Annotated in this window: 8 protein-coding genes and 3 pseudogenes; 9 read left to right on the top strand and 2 right to left on the bottom strand. The window is 50.2% G+C overall.

What is annotated here, in order from left to right; genetic code table 11:
• Nucleotides 1-530 precede the first annotated feature (530 nt).
• Nucleotides 531-866, bottom strand: a complete 336-nt coding sequence (locus BEG40_RS16190) for a lysozyme inhibitor LprI family protein (protein WP_105285752.1) — start codon at nucleotides 864-866, stop codon at nucleotides 531-533.
• Complete coding sequence (locus tag BEG40_RS16185) at nucleotides 863-1,336, bottom strand: hypothetical protein (RefSeq protein ID WP_105285751.1); 474 nt, start codon at nucleotides 1,334-1,336, stop codon at nucleotides 863-865. Before BEG40_RS16185 ends, BEG40_RS16190 begins: the two co-directional genes overlap by 4 nt.
• A 593-nt stretch (nucleotides 1,337-1,929) precedes the next feature.
• On the opposite strand from BEG40_RS16185, the gene tssB reads away from it, so the two are divergent.
• The 9 genes and pseudogenes from tssB to BEG40_RS16130 form a co-directional block, all read left to right on the top strand.
• A complete protein-coding gene (tssB, locus tag BEG40_RS16180; protein ID WP_105285750.1) occupies nucleotides 1,930-2,427 on the top strand; it encodes a type VI secretion system contractile sheath small subunit in 498 nt (165 codons plus the stop codon).
• 33 nt (nucleotides 2,428-2,460) lie between these two features.
• A pseudogene (gene tssC, locus BEG40_RS16175) lies at nucleotides 2,461-4,005 on the top strand (type VI secretion system contractile sheath large subunit).
• Between the two features lie 18 nt (nucleotides 4,006-4,023).
• Entirely contained in the window at nucleotides 4,024-5,361 is a 1,338-nt protein-coding gene (tssK, locus tag BEG40_RS16170; protein ID WP_105285749.1) for a type VI secretion system baseplate subunit TssK, read from the top strand.
• Complete coding sequence (gene tssL, locus BEG40_RS16165; RefSeq protein WP_105285748.1) at nucleotides 5,358-6,011, top strand: type VI secretion system protein TssL, short form; 654 nt, start codon at nucleotides 5,358-5,360, stop codon at nucleotides 6,009-6,011. Before tssK ends, tssL begins: the two co-directional genes overlap by 4 nt.
• Before the next feature lie 3 nt (nucleotides 6,012-6,014).
• A pseudogene (locus BEG40_RS16160) lies at nucleotides 6,015-7,750 on the top strand (OmpA family protein).
• A 4-nt stretch (nucleotides 7,751-7,754) separates the two neighbouring features.
• Nucleotides 7,755-8,246: a type VI secretion system effector Hcp gene (gene hcp / locus BEG40_RS16155; RefSeq protein ID WP_001007319.1), complete on the top strand. Its 492-nt coding sequence runs from the start codon at nucleotides 7,755-7,757 to the stop codon at nucleotides 8,244-8,246.
• Nucleotides 8,247-8,423: 177 nt separating this feature from the next.
• Nucleotides 8,424-11,033 carry a type VI secretion system ATPase TssH gene (gene tssH / locus BEG40_RS16150; protein ID WP_105285747.1) on the top strand — a complete coding sequence of 870 codons (2,610 nt, stop codon included), beginning with the start codon at nucleotides 8,424-8,426 and terminating at the stop codon, nucleotides 11,031-11,033.
• 236 nt (nucleotides 11,034-11,269) lie between these two features.
• Nucleotides 11,270-13,266: pseudogene (locus BEG40_RS22155) on the top strand (type VI secretion system Vgr family protein); the annotation flags it as partial.
• 1,037 nt (nucleotides 13,267-14,303) lie between these two features.
• The coding region (locus BEG40_RS16130; RefSeq protein WP_105285745.1) for a lipase family protein at nucleotides 14,304-16,281 on the top strand (1,978 nt) is incomplete at its 3' end.

Here is a 16,281-nt window from a genome sequence, read left to right as displayed (position 1 = left end):
ATCATTTATTAAAATGTTTCGCGCTTAACTATTAAGTCAAAAAACAATTTAGCAATTGATTTTTTCTTTGTAAAAAAAGAACGTATGGCACTGTTATCAATGAATAAAACACGTCAGCAATGGCGATGATGTTTTGTGATTAACTATTTAAACCGGACATAATAAACAGATTGACAATTTCCCTGTAAAGCAGAAGAAAATAATAAAATTTTGGTGGTGAATATTAAATGATATGATAGTTGAGAGATTGATTATTTCTGGTGATTGATGCGGAATTAAACCAGGCAGGATTGAATTTTGGCTATATCTATTTTTCAGGAGATTATTATTAAATAAAAAATAACGATAGTGATTATCATTGGTTGAGCTGGAGCCACATATGCCAGCGAGTACGTCCGTCCTGGGCCTTCTTTCACTTCAGAGAAAGAGCCGATGGAAGAACAATCATCAGGCTCTTTTTGCGTTACACGCGCCGGTAAGGAGGTGCCTTGTATGAAGGCGTCTCCGACAACCACCAGTTCACTCCAGACTCAGAGTGGTTTATTAATCGCGTCATAAAGATGGTTCAACGTTTTCAGGCGCTGCTTGTATGCTTTCGTCAGGCAGGTTGTATTGCCACCACACTGGCGACGTTCAGCCAGCCATAGTACCTGTGAGTCATGCAGTTCCCCGGCGGCTCCCATCGCGTAAAGCCCATGAAGAAATTGATACTTAACGCTCATCTCCACATCCAAATCGTTCAGGCTATGTGATGAACAAATTGCTTTTTCATCCGCACTGCGGGACTGGCGGCAGTCAAAACTGGCTGCCGTGGCGGAGAAAGCAGGGAGAGTGATGATGAGAAATGCGGTAAGAATATTTTTCACTGGTCGATCTCCCCGGAACGAATAACGGGCCCCGGAGCCATGGTCAGGGTTTTATTTCTCAACAGCCTGAATCCCATCGCCTCTCCGGTTTTCACTGACAGTTCACAGGCGAAGTGAAAAGTCGTCCAGTTAATCCCTCTACGGTACTGGCCATTACCTGTCAGCAATGCAGGTGAGACCAGACGCTGCATATTATGTTTTCCCTGATCGAAAATAACCTTATCTACGTCGGTGTACCGCTTCTGTAGCTCTTTCAGAGCGAGTGGTCGGCAAATAAATTCGGCCACACGTTGAGCTTCTGTCCAGTTGGTATAGACAAAATTACGGTCATCTTTCCCTTTTACCTCGTGATTAATGACGTTATTCAGATGTTCTACCTGGGCAGGGTTCAACGTGACGTTCGCGGCAAATGCAAATCCGGTATACATACAGGATATTGCGGTAATTATAACCAAACGTTTAAAACTCATAAATACTCCGTTACGCATAAGTTTCTACATTTACTGTGCAATGACAATGTAAGATCCAGGAATAATTAACATGCTGCGCTGCATCAATTTTTTATGGTTAATCAGGTCGTTCGGGTGTAGGCCTGAATATGCTGTAATGCAAATTTAAGCTTGCTTAAAATAAAATCTCTTTTCCAATATTGAGACCTGTGGATACGGGTATGACCTGATTGCCGGACAAGAATTTAATGTCAGTACACGGCGAATACTTATGAATTACTTAGGCAACATGGGCATAACTATCAGATAACAGTATCTGTGGCATAGGCGCGGGTAAGTCAGTGTTTTGCGCTATATATGGCCTGTCCATTAACAGATGCTGTGGTAAATAAAAAACAAAATAACATAATAAAAATATAATTAGGAATATTTATAAAGACGTTTTTAATCAATTGATATGGCTGCGATTATTTTTATTGTCAGGCAATTTTCCCATTATTTTTTATTCTCAATATGTTGATCTGCATTGCTTTTTTCATTTCCACATTGCCTTAGCATCGAGTTAATTAAGTATTGTGATTAATTTGACTTTAATTGAATTACGAGAGGGAACTATGAGTGACAGCTTCCAGCGGGAGATACCGAAGGGCCGTATTAATCTGAAATTAGATCTGCACACCGGGGGAGCAAGTAAGAAAACAGAATTACCCCTGAAGTTACTGGTTGCGGGTGATTTTAGTAATGGTCAGGAATCCGCGCCATTATCTGAACGTAAAAAAGTTAATCTTAACAAAAATAATTTTGATGCGGTTCTTTCTGAATATTCCCCAAAAGTAAATCTTATCGTTAATAACACACTTGCTGATGACGGTAGTGAAGACAGCATCAGGTTGACATTCCAGAGCATAAAGGATTTCTCCCCGGAACAGGTCTCCCGACAAATACCACAGCTAAAAGCCATGCTTTCCATGCGTAATTTACTTCGTGATTTAAAAGCGAACCTTCTGGATAACCAGACTTTCCGTAAAGAACTGGAAAACATTTTGCTGGACCCGGCATTAAGTGCAGAACTCAGAGCAGAACTATCAGCTCTGGCACCTAAACAGCCGTAACGGTCACGATGATTTAACGGATTAATAAGGAAAATGTTGATGTCTGTAAAAAATGAGAATGCTGGTGGCGAGAGTGTGGTGCTTGAACGTCCTGCTGCTGCTGGAGTTTATGCTTCCCTGTTTGAAAAAATTAATCTCAGTCCGGTCTCTGAGCTGAGTTCTCTGGATATCTGGCAGGACGCACAGGCGATGTCGGATGCCACTGCGGATGAACGTTTAACGGCCGGGATGCAGGTGTTCCTGGAGTGTCTGACAAAATCGGGATCGAAAGTCGAAAAGCTCGACAAAAATCTGATTGACCACCATATCGCTGAACTGGATTTCCAGATCAGCCGTCAGCTTGATGCCGTTATGCATCATGAGGACTTTCAGGCGGTAGAAAGTCTGTGGCGCGGCGTGAAATCGCTGGTCGATAAAACAGATTTCCGCCAGAACGTGAAAATTGAACTGCTGGATATATCTAAAGAAGACCTGCGTCAGGACTTTGAAGATAGCCCGGAAATTATCCAGAGTGGTTTGTACAAACATACCTACATTGATGAGTACGACACGCCGGGAGGCGAGCCGATTGCCGCGCTGATTTCCGCTTATGAGTTTGATGCATCTGCGCAGGACGTGGCGCTGATGCGTAATTTATCAAAAGTGTCCGCAGCGGCTCATATGCCATTTATCGGTTCTGCAGGTCCGAAATTTTTCCTGAAAGAGTCAATGGAAGACGTTGCGGCCATCAAAGATATCGGTAACTACTTTGACCGCGCCGAGTACATTAAATGGAAAAGTTTCAGGGATACGGACGATTCCCGTTATCTGGGGCTGGTTATGCCACGCGTGCTGGGTCGCCTGCCGTATGGCCCGGACACTGTACCGGTGCGTAGTTTTAATTATGTTGAAGAGGTGAAAGGCCCGGATCACGATAAATACCTGTGGACCAATGCCACCTTTGCTTTTGCGGCCAACATGGTGAAAAGCTTCATCAATAACGGTTGGTGTGTACAAATCCGTGGTCCACAGGCGGGTGGTGCGGTGCAGGAGCTGCCAATTCACCTGTATGATCTTGGCACTGGCAACTAGGTAAAAATCCCCTCAGAGGTGATGATCCCGGAAACCCGCGAGTTCGAGTTCGCGAATCTCGGTTTCATTCCCCTGTCGTACTACAAAAATCGCGATTATGCGTGCTTCTTCTCGGCGAACTCCACGCAAAAACCCGCTCTCTACGATACTGCGGATGCTACTGCCAACAGCCGCATCAATGCGCGTCTGCCTTACATCTTCCTGCTGTCGCGCATCGCTCATTATCTGAAGCTGATTCAACGTGAAAACATTGGCACCACCAAGGATCGCCGGTTGCTGGAACTGGAGCTTAACACCTGGGTTCGTGGTCTTGTGACTGAAATGACCGACCCGGGCGATGAGTTGCAGGCATCTCACCCGCTGCGTGATGCGAAAGTTGTGGTGGAAGACATTGATGATAATCCGGGCTTCTTCCGCGTGAAACTCTACGCCGTACCGCACTTTCAGGTGGAAGGGATGGATATCAATCTCTCACTGGTTTCCCAGATGCCGAAAGCCAAGTCGTAAGGCGAGGGGAAATCAGGGATGAAAATTTTTCGCCCACTTTGGGAGGATGGAGCCGCGCTGGCCCCACAACAGTTCCAGCAGCAGGCTCGCTGGGACGAACATATTGCTGACACTGTTGCAGGAATGGGAATTTCCCATCCCTGGGGCGTGGTGAATGCTGAATTCGATACCGCAGCCCTTGTATTGTCAAGCCTGAATGCTACCCGTCTGGTGGTACGTTTTCAGGACGGCACGATGGTTGATACTGACCTGGCGGATAATCTTCCACCGGTCTGTGATTTATCCGTCGCAAACGGCTCTGAGGTTGTTGAAGTCGTTGTGGCGCTGCCGTTGCTGAGTGCCAGTGGTGGCAATCTGGATAATGGTCAGGACAGTGAGCGCCCGCGTCGCTGGAAATCTGAACGCGTAGTGGTTCAGGAGCTTGCCGGGCATGAAAGTGGTGAACTGGCCATTTTGCGTAATGCCGTCACGCTTCGTTTATCTACGCAGGAAAATACCGCTTACCTGACCTGTCCGGTGGCTCGTCTGGCACGTAATGCGCAGGGACAGTGGAATCGTGATCCGTCTTTTATCCCACCGATGCTCTCGATTGCGGCAAGCCCTTTGCTTGTGGCTGAACTGAGCGATCTGTTGGTTCGTCTGCAGGCACGACGTAAGCGTCTGATGGCGATGCGTCGCGAAAGCAACGAGCGTCTGGCCGATTTTGCGGTGGCTGATGTTTCTCTGTTCTGGCTACTCAATGCCCTGAATAGCGCCGAGCCCGTGCTGACCGAACTGATGCAGACTCCGGGACGCCACCCGGAGTTGCTCTACCGTGAATTGACCCGCCTGGCAGGCAGCCTGCTGACGTTTTCACTGGAGCACGATGCCAGTGATATTCCTGTTTATCAGCATGATACGCCTGAACGAGTGTTCCCGCCGTTGCTGGCTCTGCTCGATAAATTGCTGGAAGCCAGTCTGCCCTCCCGGGTTATCAGTATTCAACTGGATCATGCCGATCAGTTCTGGAAAGGATCGCTGCATGATGCCCGCTTGCGTGAAGGGGCTGATTTCTATCTTTCCGTTCGCTCCTCCATGCCGAATCACGAACTGCAAGTGAAATTCCCGCAGCTTTGTAAGGCAGGCAGTCTCGATGACGTTTCAGATGTCGTGAACGTGGCGCTGAGTGGCATGGTTATAAAACCACTCAGCCATGTGCCTGCGGCGATCCCTCTGCGCCTTGAAAACCAGTTCTTCTCTCTGGATCTGAGTACCGATGCGGCGCGGGCGATGCTGGAGGCGGGTAGCTGTACCTTTTACACCCCGTGCTCACTGGGGGAGGTGAAACTTGAACTGTTTGCGGTGTTACGTGCATGAATAATTCCAGTCTCAGCCAGATTGAACAGATTTTCTATCTAGGCTGGTTGATGGCCAGCCAGCTACGCGGCGGGCAAGAAGTTCGGGACGGGGAAGGGCTTTATCGCCGGGCCTGTCGTCTGGTTCAGGAAGTGCGCAAATCGCTTTCGGATGCGGGCTACAGTGATAGCAGCCAGGAGCACATGGTATACGCGCTGTGCGCCTTGCTGGATGAAAGCGTTCTCAATCGGGGCACTTCTGACGATGGTTATCTGGCCTGGCGCCGTGATCCGTTGCAGGCTCATTTCTTCGGTACTTTGAACGCAGGTGAGGTGTTATGGGAGCGTATCCGCAACCTGTTGAAAGAGTCCGCACCGGACATGGCCGTGCTGACCTGTATGTATCGTACTTTACAACTGGGATTTGTTGGACAGTACCGGGCGCAGAACGACGAACGTCGTGAAGACGTGGTGCGTGCGCTGGGGGAACGAGTGCCCGCTTTTACGCTTGCTCAGGATGCGCCGATTGTCGCCAGGGTATCCAGTCTGCGCAGCGGTCGCCGACTGTACTGGCTTTCCTGGATTATCGGGGCGGCAGTACTGGCTGCGCTGTGGTACTTCTTCTCTTCCTCCCTCACCGAACTGGTGAGTCAGACGGTCAGGCCGGGGTAAAGGATGCGTGATGTTTACCGGAGTCTGTTAACCGTCCTGGCGGGCGTACTGGCACTGTGGCTTATCCTGGGATTCTGGTCACCGTCGGTCGGGAGCCGTGTGGCATTCAGCCTGCTAATTATTTGGGTCTGTGGGGGAATGCTCTGGCGTCAGTATCGGACATCACTGATACGGGCACCGGCGCTCAGGGATATTGTGGGTGAGTCTCTGCCACCGGAAGATTTTCAGGGGGCAGTCATTCTGGTGTGTGGCGATAACAGCGCATTATTTGCGGAGGGGACACGGCATCGTGAAACCCGTCAGGGCTGGTATCTGTGGGTAAAAGATGCAGAGCAGTTGCCATTGTTGGCTCAACACCTGAGTCAGATTCGTCCGGCTCTGGTGTCACAGATCTCGATATTGTTGGCGATCTTACCCGAACGCCACACCTCGGATGCGGAGTTAACCCAGAGTCTGCGTGGCTGGCAGCGTGCTGTTGCGCAATGCCATATCTCACTTGGTCAACTCCCGCCGCAGTGGATCGTTATCTGGCTGTCACCGCCAGTCGCTTGTGTTGATGCTGAGCCGGTCTGGTTTACTACTGTCAGCCAACGGGCAGGACTCCAGGTATATCAACCCGGTCAGGGGAATTTGTCACTGACCGACTGGGCTCAAGAAACAACTTCGGGTGAGTGGCTGTCCCGCCTGAGCCAGGTGCTATGGCTGGACAGTGGACTTGCCTGGCTGAATACCGCAGTTAACAGTCTGCTGTCGGAGCGTCAGGGAGAACTGCCAGCTCTGAAGCCCTGTATACAAGGGCTGTGCATGGCTCCCGTGAGCGGTCTCGCCGGGAACCTCTGGCAACAACACATTGCCTCTGTTACTGCGCTGCCGCCTGATACGGTGGAGAGCGGTGAGCTTTTGCCGTTGCCTGAACAGCTGCTGTCGGCGCTGCCGCGTCGTCGTGGCGTCAGTCGTCGGATGGTGTTCTGGCGCTATGCCGGGCTGCTGGGGAGCATTTTTCTTGCACTGGCGATGCTGGCGTCCTGGGTTAACAACCAGCGTCTGATCCGCAATGTCGGCGGCCATCTTGCCTTATACCACCGTCTCTCCGACACCCCTCTCACGCCTAAACTCCAGGCACAGCAGCGTCTGCGCGCTGATGGCGCACTGCTGGAGGACTGGCAGCGGCGCGGTGAACCTTGCGTTATCGCCTCGGGTTATATCAGGGGTCGCGTCTGATACCTGCTGTTGAAGCCGCCGTGAATGACCTGCCGCTACCACCATCACTATCACCGTCACCGCAGACGGTTATCAAAAAAATCGTACAGGAGCCGAAGACTATCCGCCTTGACAGCATGTCGCTGTTCGATTCCGGCAAATCGGCGCTGAAAGCCGGGTCCACCAAAATGCTGATTAATTCGCTGGTGGGCGTCAAGGCAAGGCCTGGCTGGCTGATTGTGGTCGCCGGTCACACAGATAACACCGGCAACGCACAACGAAATCAGACGCTTTCTCAGAAACGTGCCGAAGCGGTGCGCGACTGGATGCATGACACCGGTGACGTGCCGGAAAGCTGTTTTGCGGTGCAGGGCTATGGTGCAAGTCGCCCGCTCGCAACCAATGACACCCCGGAAGGCCGTGCGCTAAACCGCCGTGTCGAAATCAGTCTGGTATCGCAGGCTAATGCCTGTCAGATACCGGGTCACACCCTGGCGTCATCGCAGGATGATGGCGCATCACAACATAATAGAGAGTAATTCCATGGCAATTCCTGTTTATCTTTGGCTGAAGGACGATGGCGGCGCGGACATCAAAGGGTCTGTGGACGTTCAGGATCGTGAAGGCAGCATCGAAGTGGTGGCTCAGGAACATAATCTGTACATCCCGACCGATAACAACACAGGCAAGCTGACCGGCACCCGAATCCACACACCGTTCCTGTTTACCAAGGAAATCGATTCCTCCAGCCCATACCTGTACAAGGCGGTGACCACCGGACAGACCCTCAAGTCTGCAGAATTCAAGTGGTACAAAATTAACGATGCGGGTCAGGAGGTCGAGTACTTCAACACCAAACTTGAGAACGTGAAAGTGGTGAAGGTGAACCCTGTAATGCACGACATCAAAGATCCTTCTTTCGAGAAGCACAACCACCTTGAGCAGATCGAACTGCGCTACGAAAAAATCACCTGGACCTACAAAGACGGCAACATCATTCATTCCGATTCATGGAACGAACGCGCGACCGCGTAAGTCACGAGCGGGCAGAGCTTCTCTGTCCGCTTTTTCGTTTTTGCTGAACGTCTGAAGTCAACGGGCTTTCAGCAAAGAACCCACAATCTGCCAGCCTGACCGTATGCGCTTTGGTCTCCTTCCTGGGAAACAGCGAGGGGCGGTAGCGTGTCCAGGAACCGACAAAGAGAGAAATTCATGGAAAATCCAGCCATCCTGCTGCGACGTTTGAACCCTTACTGTGCCCGTGCGATGGAAGGGGCGGCTTCGCTCTGCCAGACCCGTGCGCATACGGAAATTCTGCCGGAGCACTGGCTGCTGAAATTACTGGAGCAGGGCGAGGGCGATCTCACTGTGCTGGCTCGTCGCTACGAGTGGGACATGGACAGCCTCTGGCAGGATTTGCTTGGCTGGCTCGACAAACAACCGCGCTCAGTGCGCAGTCGTCCGCAGCTTTCAGAAAACATCCAGACGCTGATGCAAGAAGCCTGGCTGATTGCCTCACTGGCGGGTGAGGCGCAGATCCGAAGTCATCACCTGATGATGGCTCTGGTTGATAAACAGAACCTGGTGCGTTGCGATGGTCTGTGGCCGTTATTGACCCTGGGCCTGAGTCAGTTGGAACGCCTGCGCCCGTTACTGGATGCTCAGTCAGACGAGCGTCCTGAAATGCAACAGGAAGCGGAGCTGGCGTTTGTTGGAAATCCCGTTGTCGTGGAGATAAAAGAGGGAGAACTCAGCCCGGCACTGCAAAACGTGCTGGATAAGTTTACCCTCGACGTCACTGCTAAAGCCCGCGAAGGCAAAATCGACCCGGTGTTTGGGCGTGATACTGAAATTCGCCAGATGGTGGATATTCTTTCTCGCCGCCGAAAAAATAACCCGATTCTGGTCGGTGAGCCGGGTGTCGGTAAAACGGCACTGGTAGAAGGGCTGGCGCTCAGAATCGCTGAAGGCAATGTGCCGGAGTCGCTCAAACCTGTCGTGCTACGCACTCTTGATCTCGGTCTGCTGCAGGCAGGAGCGGGTGTGAAGGGGGAATTTGAACAGCGTCTGAAAAACGTGATTGATGCAGTGCAGCAGTCACCAGTACCAGTTTTGCTGTTTATCGATGAAGCGCACACCATCATCGGCGCGGGTAACCAGGCTGGTGGTGCGGATGCCGCCAATCTGTTGAAACCGGCACTGGCGCGTGGTGAATTACGAACCATCGCCGCTACAACCTGGTCTGAATACAAACAATTTTTCGAACGCGATGCCGCACTTGAGCGCCGCTTTCAGATGGTGAAAGTGGACGAGCCCGACGATGACACCGCCTGCCTGATGCTGCGTGGCCTGAAATCTCGCTACGCCGGACACCATAATGTGCATATCACCGACGATGCGGTTCGCGCTGCCGTTACGCTTTCCCGACGTTATCTCACCGGTCGCCAACTACCGGACAAAGCCGTTGACCTGCTCGACACCGCAAGCGCCCGTGTGCGCATGAGTCTCGACACCGTGCCTGAACAACTGATCCGTATCCGCTCCCGGATCACCGCTCTTGAAATGGAGAGGCAGGCACTACAGGAAGACATGGCTGTCGGTAATCAAAACTACGGTGAACGCCTGACGGCAATAGAACAGGAAAAGAACACCTTCAACGTTGAACTCAACGAACTGGAAACCCGGTACGGTCAGGAGCTGAAACTTACCGAACAACTGCTGGAAAGCCGCCAGGACATTTCCCGTCAGAGTAAAACGTACTCCCTGCAACAGGAGTTGAACGGTATGCAGCACAGCAACCCGTTACTTTCAGTCGATGTGGATGTGCGTACCGTTGCTACCGTGATTGCTGACTGGACGGGCGTCCCGCTGTCGTCGCTGATGAAAAACGAGCAGACCGAACTGCTGACGCTGGAAAACGAAATCGGCAAACGCGTAGTCGGGCAGAATGCGGCGCTTGAAGCCGTCTCCCGGCGCCTGCGTGCCGCGAAAACAGGCCTTACTTCTGAGAATGGCCCACAGGGTGTGTTCCTGCTGGTTGGCCCAAGTGGTGTAGGGAAAACCGAAACGGCGCTGGCTGACGTCATGTACGGCGGTGAAAAATCACTGATTACCATCAACCTGTCCGAGTATCAGGAGCCGCACACCGTCTCCCAACTGAAAGGCTCTCCTCCAGGCTACGTCGGCTACGGGCAGGGGGGCATCCTCACCGAAGCGGTGCGCAAGCGCCCGTACAGCGTGGTGCTGCTCGATGAAGTCGAAAAAGCGCATCGTGACGTGATGAATCTGTTCTATCAGGTTTTTGATCGGGGCTTTATGCGCGATGGCGAAGGCCGTGAAATCGATTTTCGCAATACGGTCATTCTGATGACCTCAAACCTTGGCAGCGACTATGTAATGCAGTTGCTTGATGAACAGCCAGATGCCAGTGAAGGCGACCTGCACGAACTGCTGCGCCCGATCCTGCGCGAACACTTCCAGCCTGCGCTGCTTGCCCGCTTCCAGACGGTGATTTATCGCCCGCTAACGGAAGCGGCGATGCGTGCCATCGTGGCAATGAAACTCTTACAGGTCAGCACGCGCTTGCATCGCCACTATGGCCTGACCACATATGTTGACGAGAGTCTGTATGACGCTTTGACCAGTGCCTGCCTGCTACCGGACACCGGAGCGCGCAATATCGACAACCTGCTCAACCAGCAAATTTTGCCGGTACTGAGTCAGCAATTGCTGGTTCATATGGCGGCGAAACAAAAGCCGATTTCGCTGACGCTGGGCTGGAATGATGATGAAGGGATTGGACTGGAGTTTAAACCTGGCTAAAGGAGCTAAGTGATTATCCGATGGAACAGCAGGCACGGATTATTGCTGATAATTTTGTACTGCAAAAATTTGGGTATTTTGAAATGAGACTGTTGTTATTAAAGGTCATTATTAGTGCCGTTGGGCTGGAGCCATAATCACTCTTTTTCTTACCGGCTGAATCCCTTATTTAATCCCGCAACCTGCCCGTCGGTAACAGCGTCATGGACAACGGGTTATCCCATGGAGTCAATATTATGAGTCTGACAGATACGCTGAATAACGCCCTGTCTGCATTAACTGAAGGCGGGCTGAACCGCTACCGTCTGGATATTCCGTCCTGTACCGCATCGCCGGATGTGGAGGCCTTCAGTGGTGAGGAGTGCATGAGCGGGCTGTATCATTACACCGTTCTGTTTACCAGCAGTGACCTGAACATCAGTGCATCGCAGTTACTGAGTAAACCGGCGACGCTGACCATGGGAACAGGGCCACTGACAGGGCTGAGCGGGCAGAAAGTGGTGCACGGGGTGGTGACAGATTTCAGTCGTGTCAGCGGTTCACGTGACCAGGCGACGTACCGGATAATTATTGAGCCGTTTCTGTCCCTGCTGGGCAGGCAGTACCGCACCCACCGTTTTTTCGTCAATAAATCTGTACCGGAAGTGGTCACGGAAGTCCTGCAGGAGCATGGTCTCAGAGGCTGGGAGTATGAGTTCACTCTTAAAGCCGGTTATCCGAAGCGTGAGCAGATAAACCAGTACCGGGAAAGTGACCTGGCGTTTATTGAGCGCCTGCTGGCTGAAGTGGGGATATTTTATTTTTTCACCCTGCAGCCGGACACCCTGACGGAAGTGGTGCACTTTGCCGACAGGCAGAGCGCCTGGACTTTCGGTAAAACGCTGGCGCTCAGCAGTCCGTCGGGGATGAGTGACAATGGCGCGGATTCGGTGTGGGGGATTAACGTCCGGCATCATGTGGTGGCACGTTCGGTGACGGCGGATGATTACAATCACCGTGAAGCGCAGAACATCCTGACGTCGGTGCCGGCGGACATGACCCGTGGCGACGGGGAAGGGAACACCTACGGCGATGTGTACCATTACCTGCCGCGTCATCTTGAACGGGGCGACAAAATCACCCCGGCGGCGGAAACCGGCAATTTCTGGGCGCGGCTTGAGCATGAACGCTTCCTGTCAGGACAGACAATGGTCAGCGGCAGCAGTAATGATGCCCGGCTTTCCCCGGCTCAGGTGCTGACCATCAGTGAACGGGCTGTTCCGCCGACCCTGCCGTCAGAAACGGACAACGGTATTGTGATTATCCGCACGGTCTACAGTGCGAGCCGTAAGGATGCCCTGACCGTGACGTGGGAAGGGATGCCGTATTACGAAAACCGCTGCTGGCGTCCGGCAGCTAAAAAACGGCCGGTGGTGAGCGGGACAATGACGGCGCGGGTGACCAGCGCCAGGGACAACGATATCCACGCGTGGCAGGATGCGTCGGGGATGTACCGGGTGAAGTTCGATGCCGACCGTGACGACAAAAGTCAGGGCATGGAAAGTATGCCGGTGCGCTTTGCCAGACCGTACGGCGGGGATAAATACGGTTTTCACTTCCCGCTGATACAGGGGACGGAGGTTGCCATCGCGTTCCATGAAGGCGACCCGGACCGGCCGTATATCGCCCATGCGCTGCACGACTCCCGCCACGCAGACCCCGTCACCGAAGCCAACAACACGCGCAATGTAATCTTCAGTCAGCCGCGAAAGGGGCGAAGGCAACGGTATCTGATATCGACAGTCAAAAGACGCTTAACAGCTCACTGAAATATTTGAAAATGCCAGGAATGCTGGCTGTTGCACCGGCTGGAATAGGCATTCTAAGTCCTGAGACTGTCCGACTTGCTTCAGGTGGGGCAAGTATTGGCCTCATGTCAGGTAAAAACACCGATATTAGCGCCGGGCAATCATTCACTGTAGCGGCAAGCAAGTCTGTAAGTTTGTTTGCACAAGCAGCAGGAATGAAAATGTATGCTGGGGCAGGGAAGGTTGATATTCAGGCACAATCTGATGCCATGAATGTTTCAGCATTACAGGACATTACTCTCACCAGTGGTGAGGGAAGCGTGAAGGTGAATGCCAGCAAGGAACTGATTTTAAGTTGTGGTGGTGCTTATATAAAGCTCAGTGGTGGGAATATTGAACTGGGCTGTTCAGGGAATATTTTGCTGAAAGCGGCCAATGTTAATCAGACGGGAGCTGCGACACTTGATTCTCAACCTCTTACTTTCCCTAAGGGGTATAGCGGAACGTTTACTGTTACCGATCCTGAATCAGGGGATATCAAACCATTCACTAGTTATAGAGTAACCCCTCCAGATGGCGAGGTACTTGAAGGAATATCTGACTCGTCAGGGAAGACTGCACCGTTTTACTCATCGACACCAGGTAATGTAAAAATTGAGTTTCCACGTGAGATAAAAGATGAAGGTCCTGGGCATTGGGTTACTGTTGATCATGATTATTACGGGTTGAAGAATACTGCAATTATGGCAATCAACCGTTTAACTTCTATGGGAGATGAGGGCCGTATTTTTGGTTCTGAAGGGAAGGACTATATGAATACGAAAAGAGATAAAATCCAGGAATGGCAGCCTTTGCCATCTGATACTACAGCCGAGATAGAGCAGCAATCAGCAGTATATCGTTACGGAGAACAGAGAAAGGTAACGCAAACTTTTTTGGAAGGTGATGATGCCTGGGCTGTTACAGGTCAGTCGTGGCACTGGCAACCAACGACCGCTGATGATGTCTATGAGGGAATTAAATGAAATTTAGCTTAAAACAGAAACATATATTGTATTGTTGGGCGGTGTTTGATCTCTTTTTCATCGTCAGATTTATCTGGCTGAATATCTCTCAGGGACGAATTCCTTTAATTGATGATATATTGTCTTTTAGCCATATTTATCCTCAGCAAGGGGCGTATTCGCAAGTCCTTTTTTCTTTTTCGTTATTGCTTAATGTCTCGATTGTTTTTTCTGCTGTAATGTTCTTAAAAAAGTGGAAGTATGTGAATTGGGTTGTCTATATTCAAACACCATTCAGATTGTTCTTCATGATCCCTTCTATTTCGATATTGCCATGGATGTTTAAAACTATGTCAATCAAAGTAGGGGCGATATTTCTTGCCGCTGTATTCTTATCGGAGATAATTAAGGTTGGGACATTTTATCTTACAAGAGAAAAGAGCTCATAAATTTTTTAACCTGCATAAAGAAGGATGTTTATGGTAGGAAATACATTAGTAACATCTGTGACGCATACAGAGGAAAAAGCTACGGCTGGAAAACAGAAACCTTACTGGGTTGAAATTCAGTTGGTTGATGAGCAGGGAGATCCCGTAGCGAATATACCATGGCGTGCTGAAAGTTCGCATCCAGTATCCGGACCAGTTGATAACCTTACGTATACGGGTCAAAGTGAGGCAGATGGGCTTATTCGCATTGATATGCCGCATGGGCTTGAATTAAGGCTGGCGTTAGATGGCAATCAACTGGCTACGGAAATGGAAAAACGTGCCTTACGTGTTAGCCGCGATGCAGAAAATGATTCTGTTGTGCGTCCTGAAGCTGAAGAAAAAGGGTATATCTGGCATTATGCCGTTATCGGTGAACTTTGTCAGAGTTCACCAAACCTTGAATTAAGACCAGGGGAAATGTTACCCGCATATCACTTTCCTGCAAATACGGCATTTAAGGGCTTTAAATTCCGAACGAATGAACTTGAAAAACGTCATGTAATAGAAATATGCCCCTTCAGATCGTGGGAGCTTGTTCTACACCATCAAAAGGACTATTCCATTGCGAATGGAATTAACCTTGGGGCGGCAGCGACGCTTGCCTATGCAAATGGCAGTACTCTGGATACGGTGTCAATTACACGTTTTTTTATTAACCAGTGCCAGGATCTTTCTCGCTTACCCCAACTTTATAAAGATGGTTCCGCATGGAATACATTAGTACAGGATGTTCCCTACAGTAATCGATATTATCCTCCAGTGTTTATGGATACCTCGCGAGATACTTCGCCTAAGGTAGACAGTAAGAATTCGCATGGAACAGCACAGGCAAAGGAAAATACTGCTGTGACAAAGGCAGACGGTGATACGCAGCTTTATTATGTTTATAACGTGGATAAGATAATCGTTGCCTGGCGTGGGACGGCTAGCTTGTTTGATGTAGGAACGGATATTGAGTTCAGACCAGTAAGTCCAGAACTATGCGATATAAATAAAACGGGATGTAGTACGTTACTTTCTGCTGGAAAAGTACATACGGGATTTTGGAGTGGATATAGTCGGGTAGAAAAGAAATTTAAATATGAAATAAAGATACTAAGAGCATTAGTTGAAAACAAAGAGCTCTTTATTTGTGGACATAGTTTAGGTGGGGCATTAGCATTAATTCATGCAGCAAAATTAAAAAATATTAATCCAGTTCTCTATACTTATGGAATGCCGCGAACCTTTACCCGCGATGCTGTGATGCAATTGTCGGAGATTACCCATTTCCGTCATGTTAACGATAATGATCCAATTCCAGCCGTACCCGTAGAAGCCAACCTGGATAACGAGTTATATAAATTATGGGGATGGTTGGGGGGGGCACTGGGCTTTTTCTGGTCGTTGGGTGAACTTCTGGCTTACCAGATGGTAACCTGGGGGGATTGCTTCTGGCATCACGGCAATACGGTAGCCTTTCTCACGGTCACTCAGAGTCGGGAATGGAAAGAATGCAAAAGAGGTCTGCCAACGCCGGCAGGGTGTATTACCATCAGAAAATTACTTCCTCTTAAAGCTAAACTTTACCTGGTTCCTGCGTTGGCGGAGCAGGAGATGCAGCAGGCAGGTCAGAAGCAGAAAGAATTTAAAGCATCACTGACGCAAGCAGATCTAACTGACTTTTTCCCCAAAGGTTGTAATCCGGACAGAGGCGTAAATGTAAATATTTTTGATCACTTTATGACCTCCTATATGCCTTATATGTATAACAAAGTGTTAGAGCTGATTGATAACGCCGGAATAGTGGAAAAGCGTACTTTTACTGAGCATCAGTATAACGTTGATTCATTCAGAGAGCAGATGGCAGAAAATAAAAATGACATACCTGAGAGAGAATTAGTAAGAAATAACATTTTTCTGAATATAGAATGGATTTGCCCCTATATTTCCAGACACCTGTTATCACTTAACCCATTACTGGCCT

The sequence above is a fragment of the Escherichia sp. MOD1-EC5495 genome (assembly GCF_002965965.1).
Lineage (GTDB): Bacteria > Pseudomonadota > Gammaproteobacteria > Enterobacterales > Enterobacteriaceae > Escherichia > Escherichia ruysiae.
The sequence above is the reverse complement of the archived record's forward strand: the minus strand, read 5'-3'. Positions and strand labels throughout refer to the sequence as shown.

Excerpts from the sequence above, each read along its gene's own strand:
- tssH (WP_105285747.1), top strand. The coding sequence starts at position 8,424 with ATGGAAAATCCAGCCATCCTGCTGCGACGTTTGAACCCTTACTGTGCC.
- BEG40_RS16185 (WP_105285751.1), bottom strand. The coding sequence starts at position 1,336 with ATGAGTTTTAAACGTTTGGTTATAATTACCGCAATATCCTGTATGTAT.
- tssL (WP_105285748.1), top strand. The coding sequence starts at position 5,358 with ATGAATAATTCCAGTCTCAGCCAGATTGAACAGATTTTCTATCTAGGC.
- tssK (WP_105285749.1), top strand. The coding sequence starts at position 4,024 with ATGAAAATTTTTCGCCCACTTTGGGAGGATGGAGCCGCGCTGGCCCCA.
- tssB (WP_105285750.1), top strand. The coding sequence starts at position 1,930 with ATGAGTGACAGCTTCCAGCGGGAGATACCGAAGGGCCGTATTAATCTG.
- hcp (WP_001007319.1), top strand. The coding sequence starts at position 7,755 with ATGGCAATTCCTGTTTATCTTTGGCTGAAGGACGATGGCGGCGCGGAC.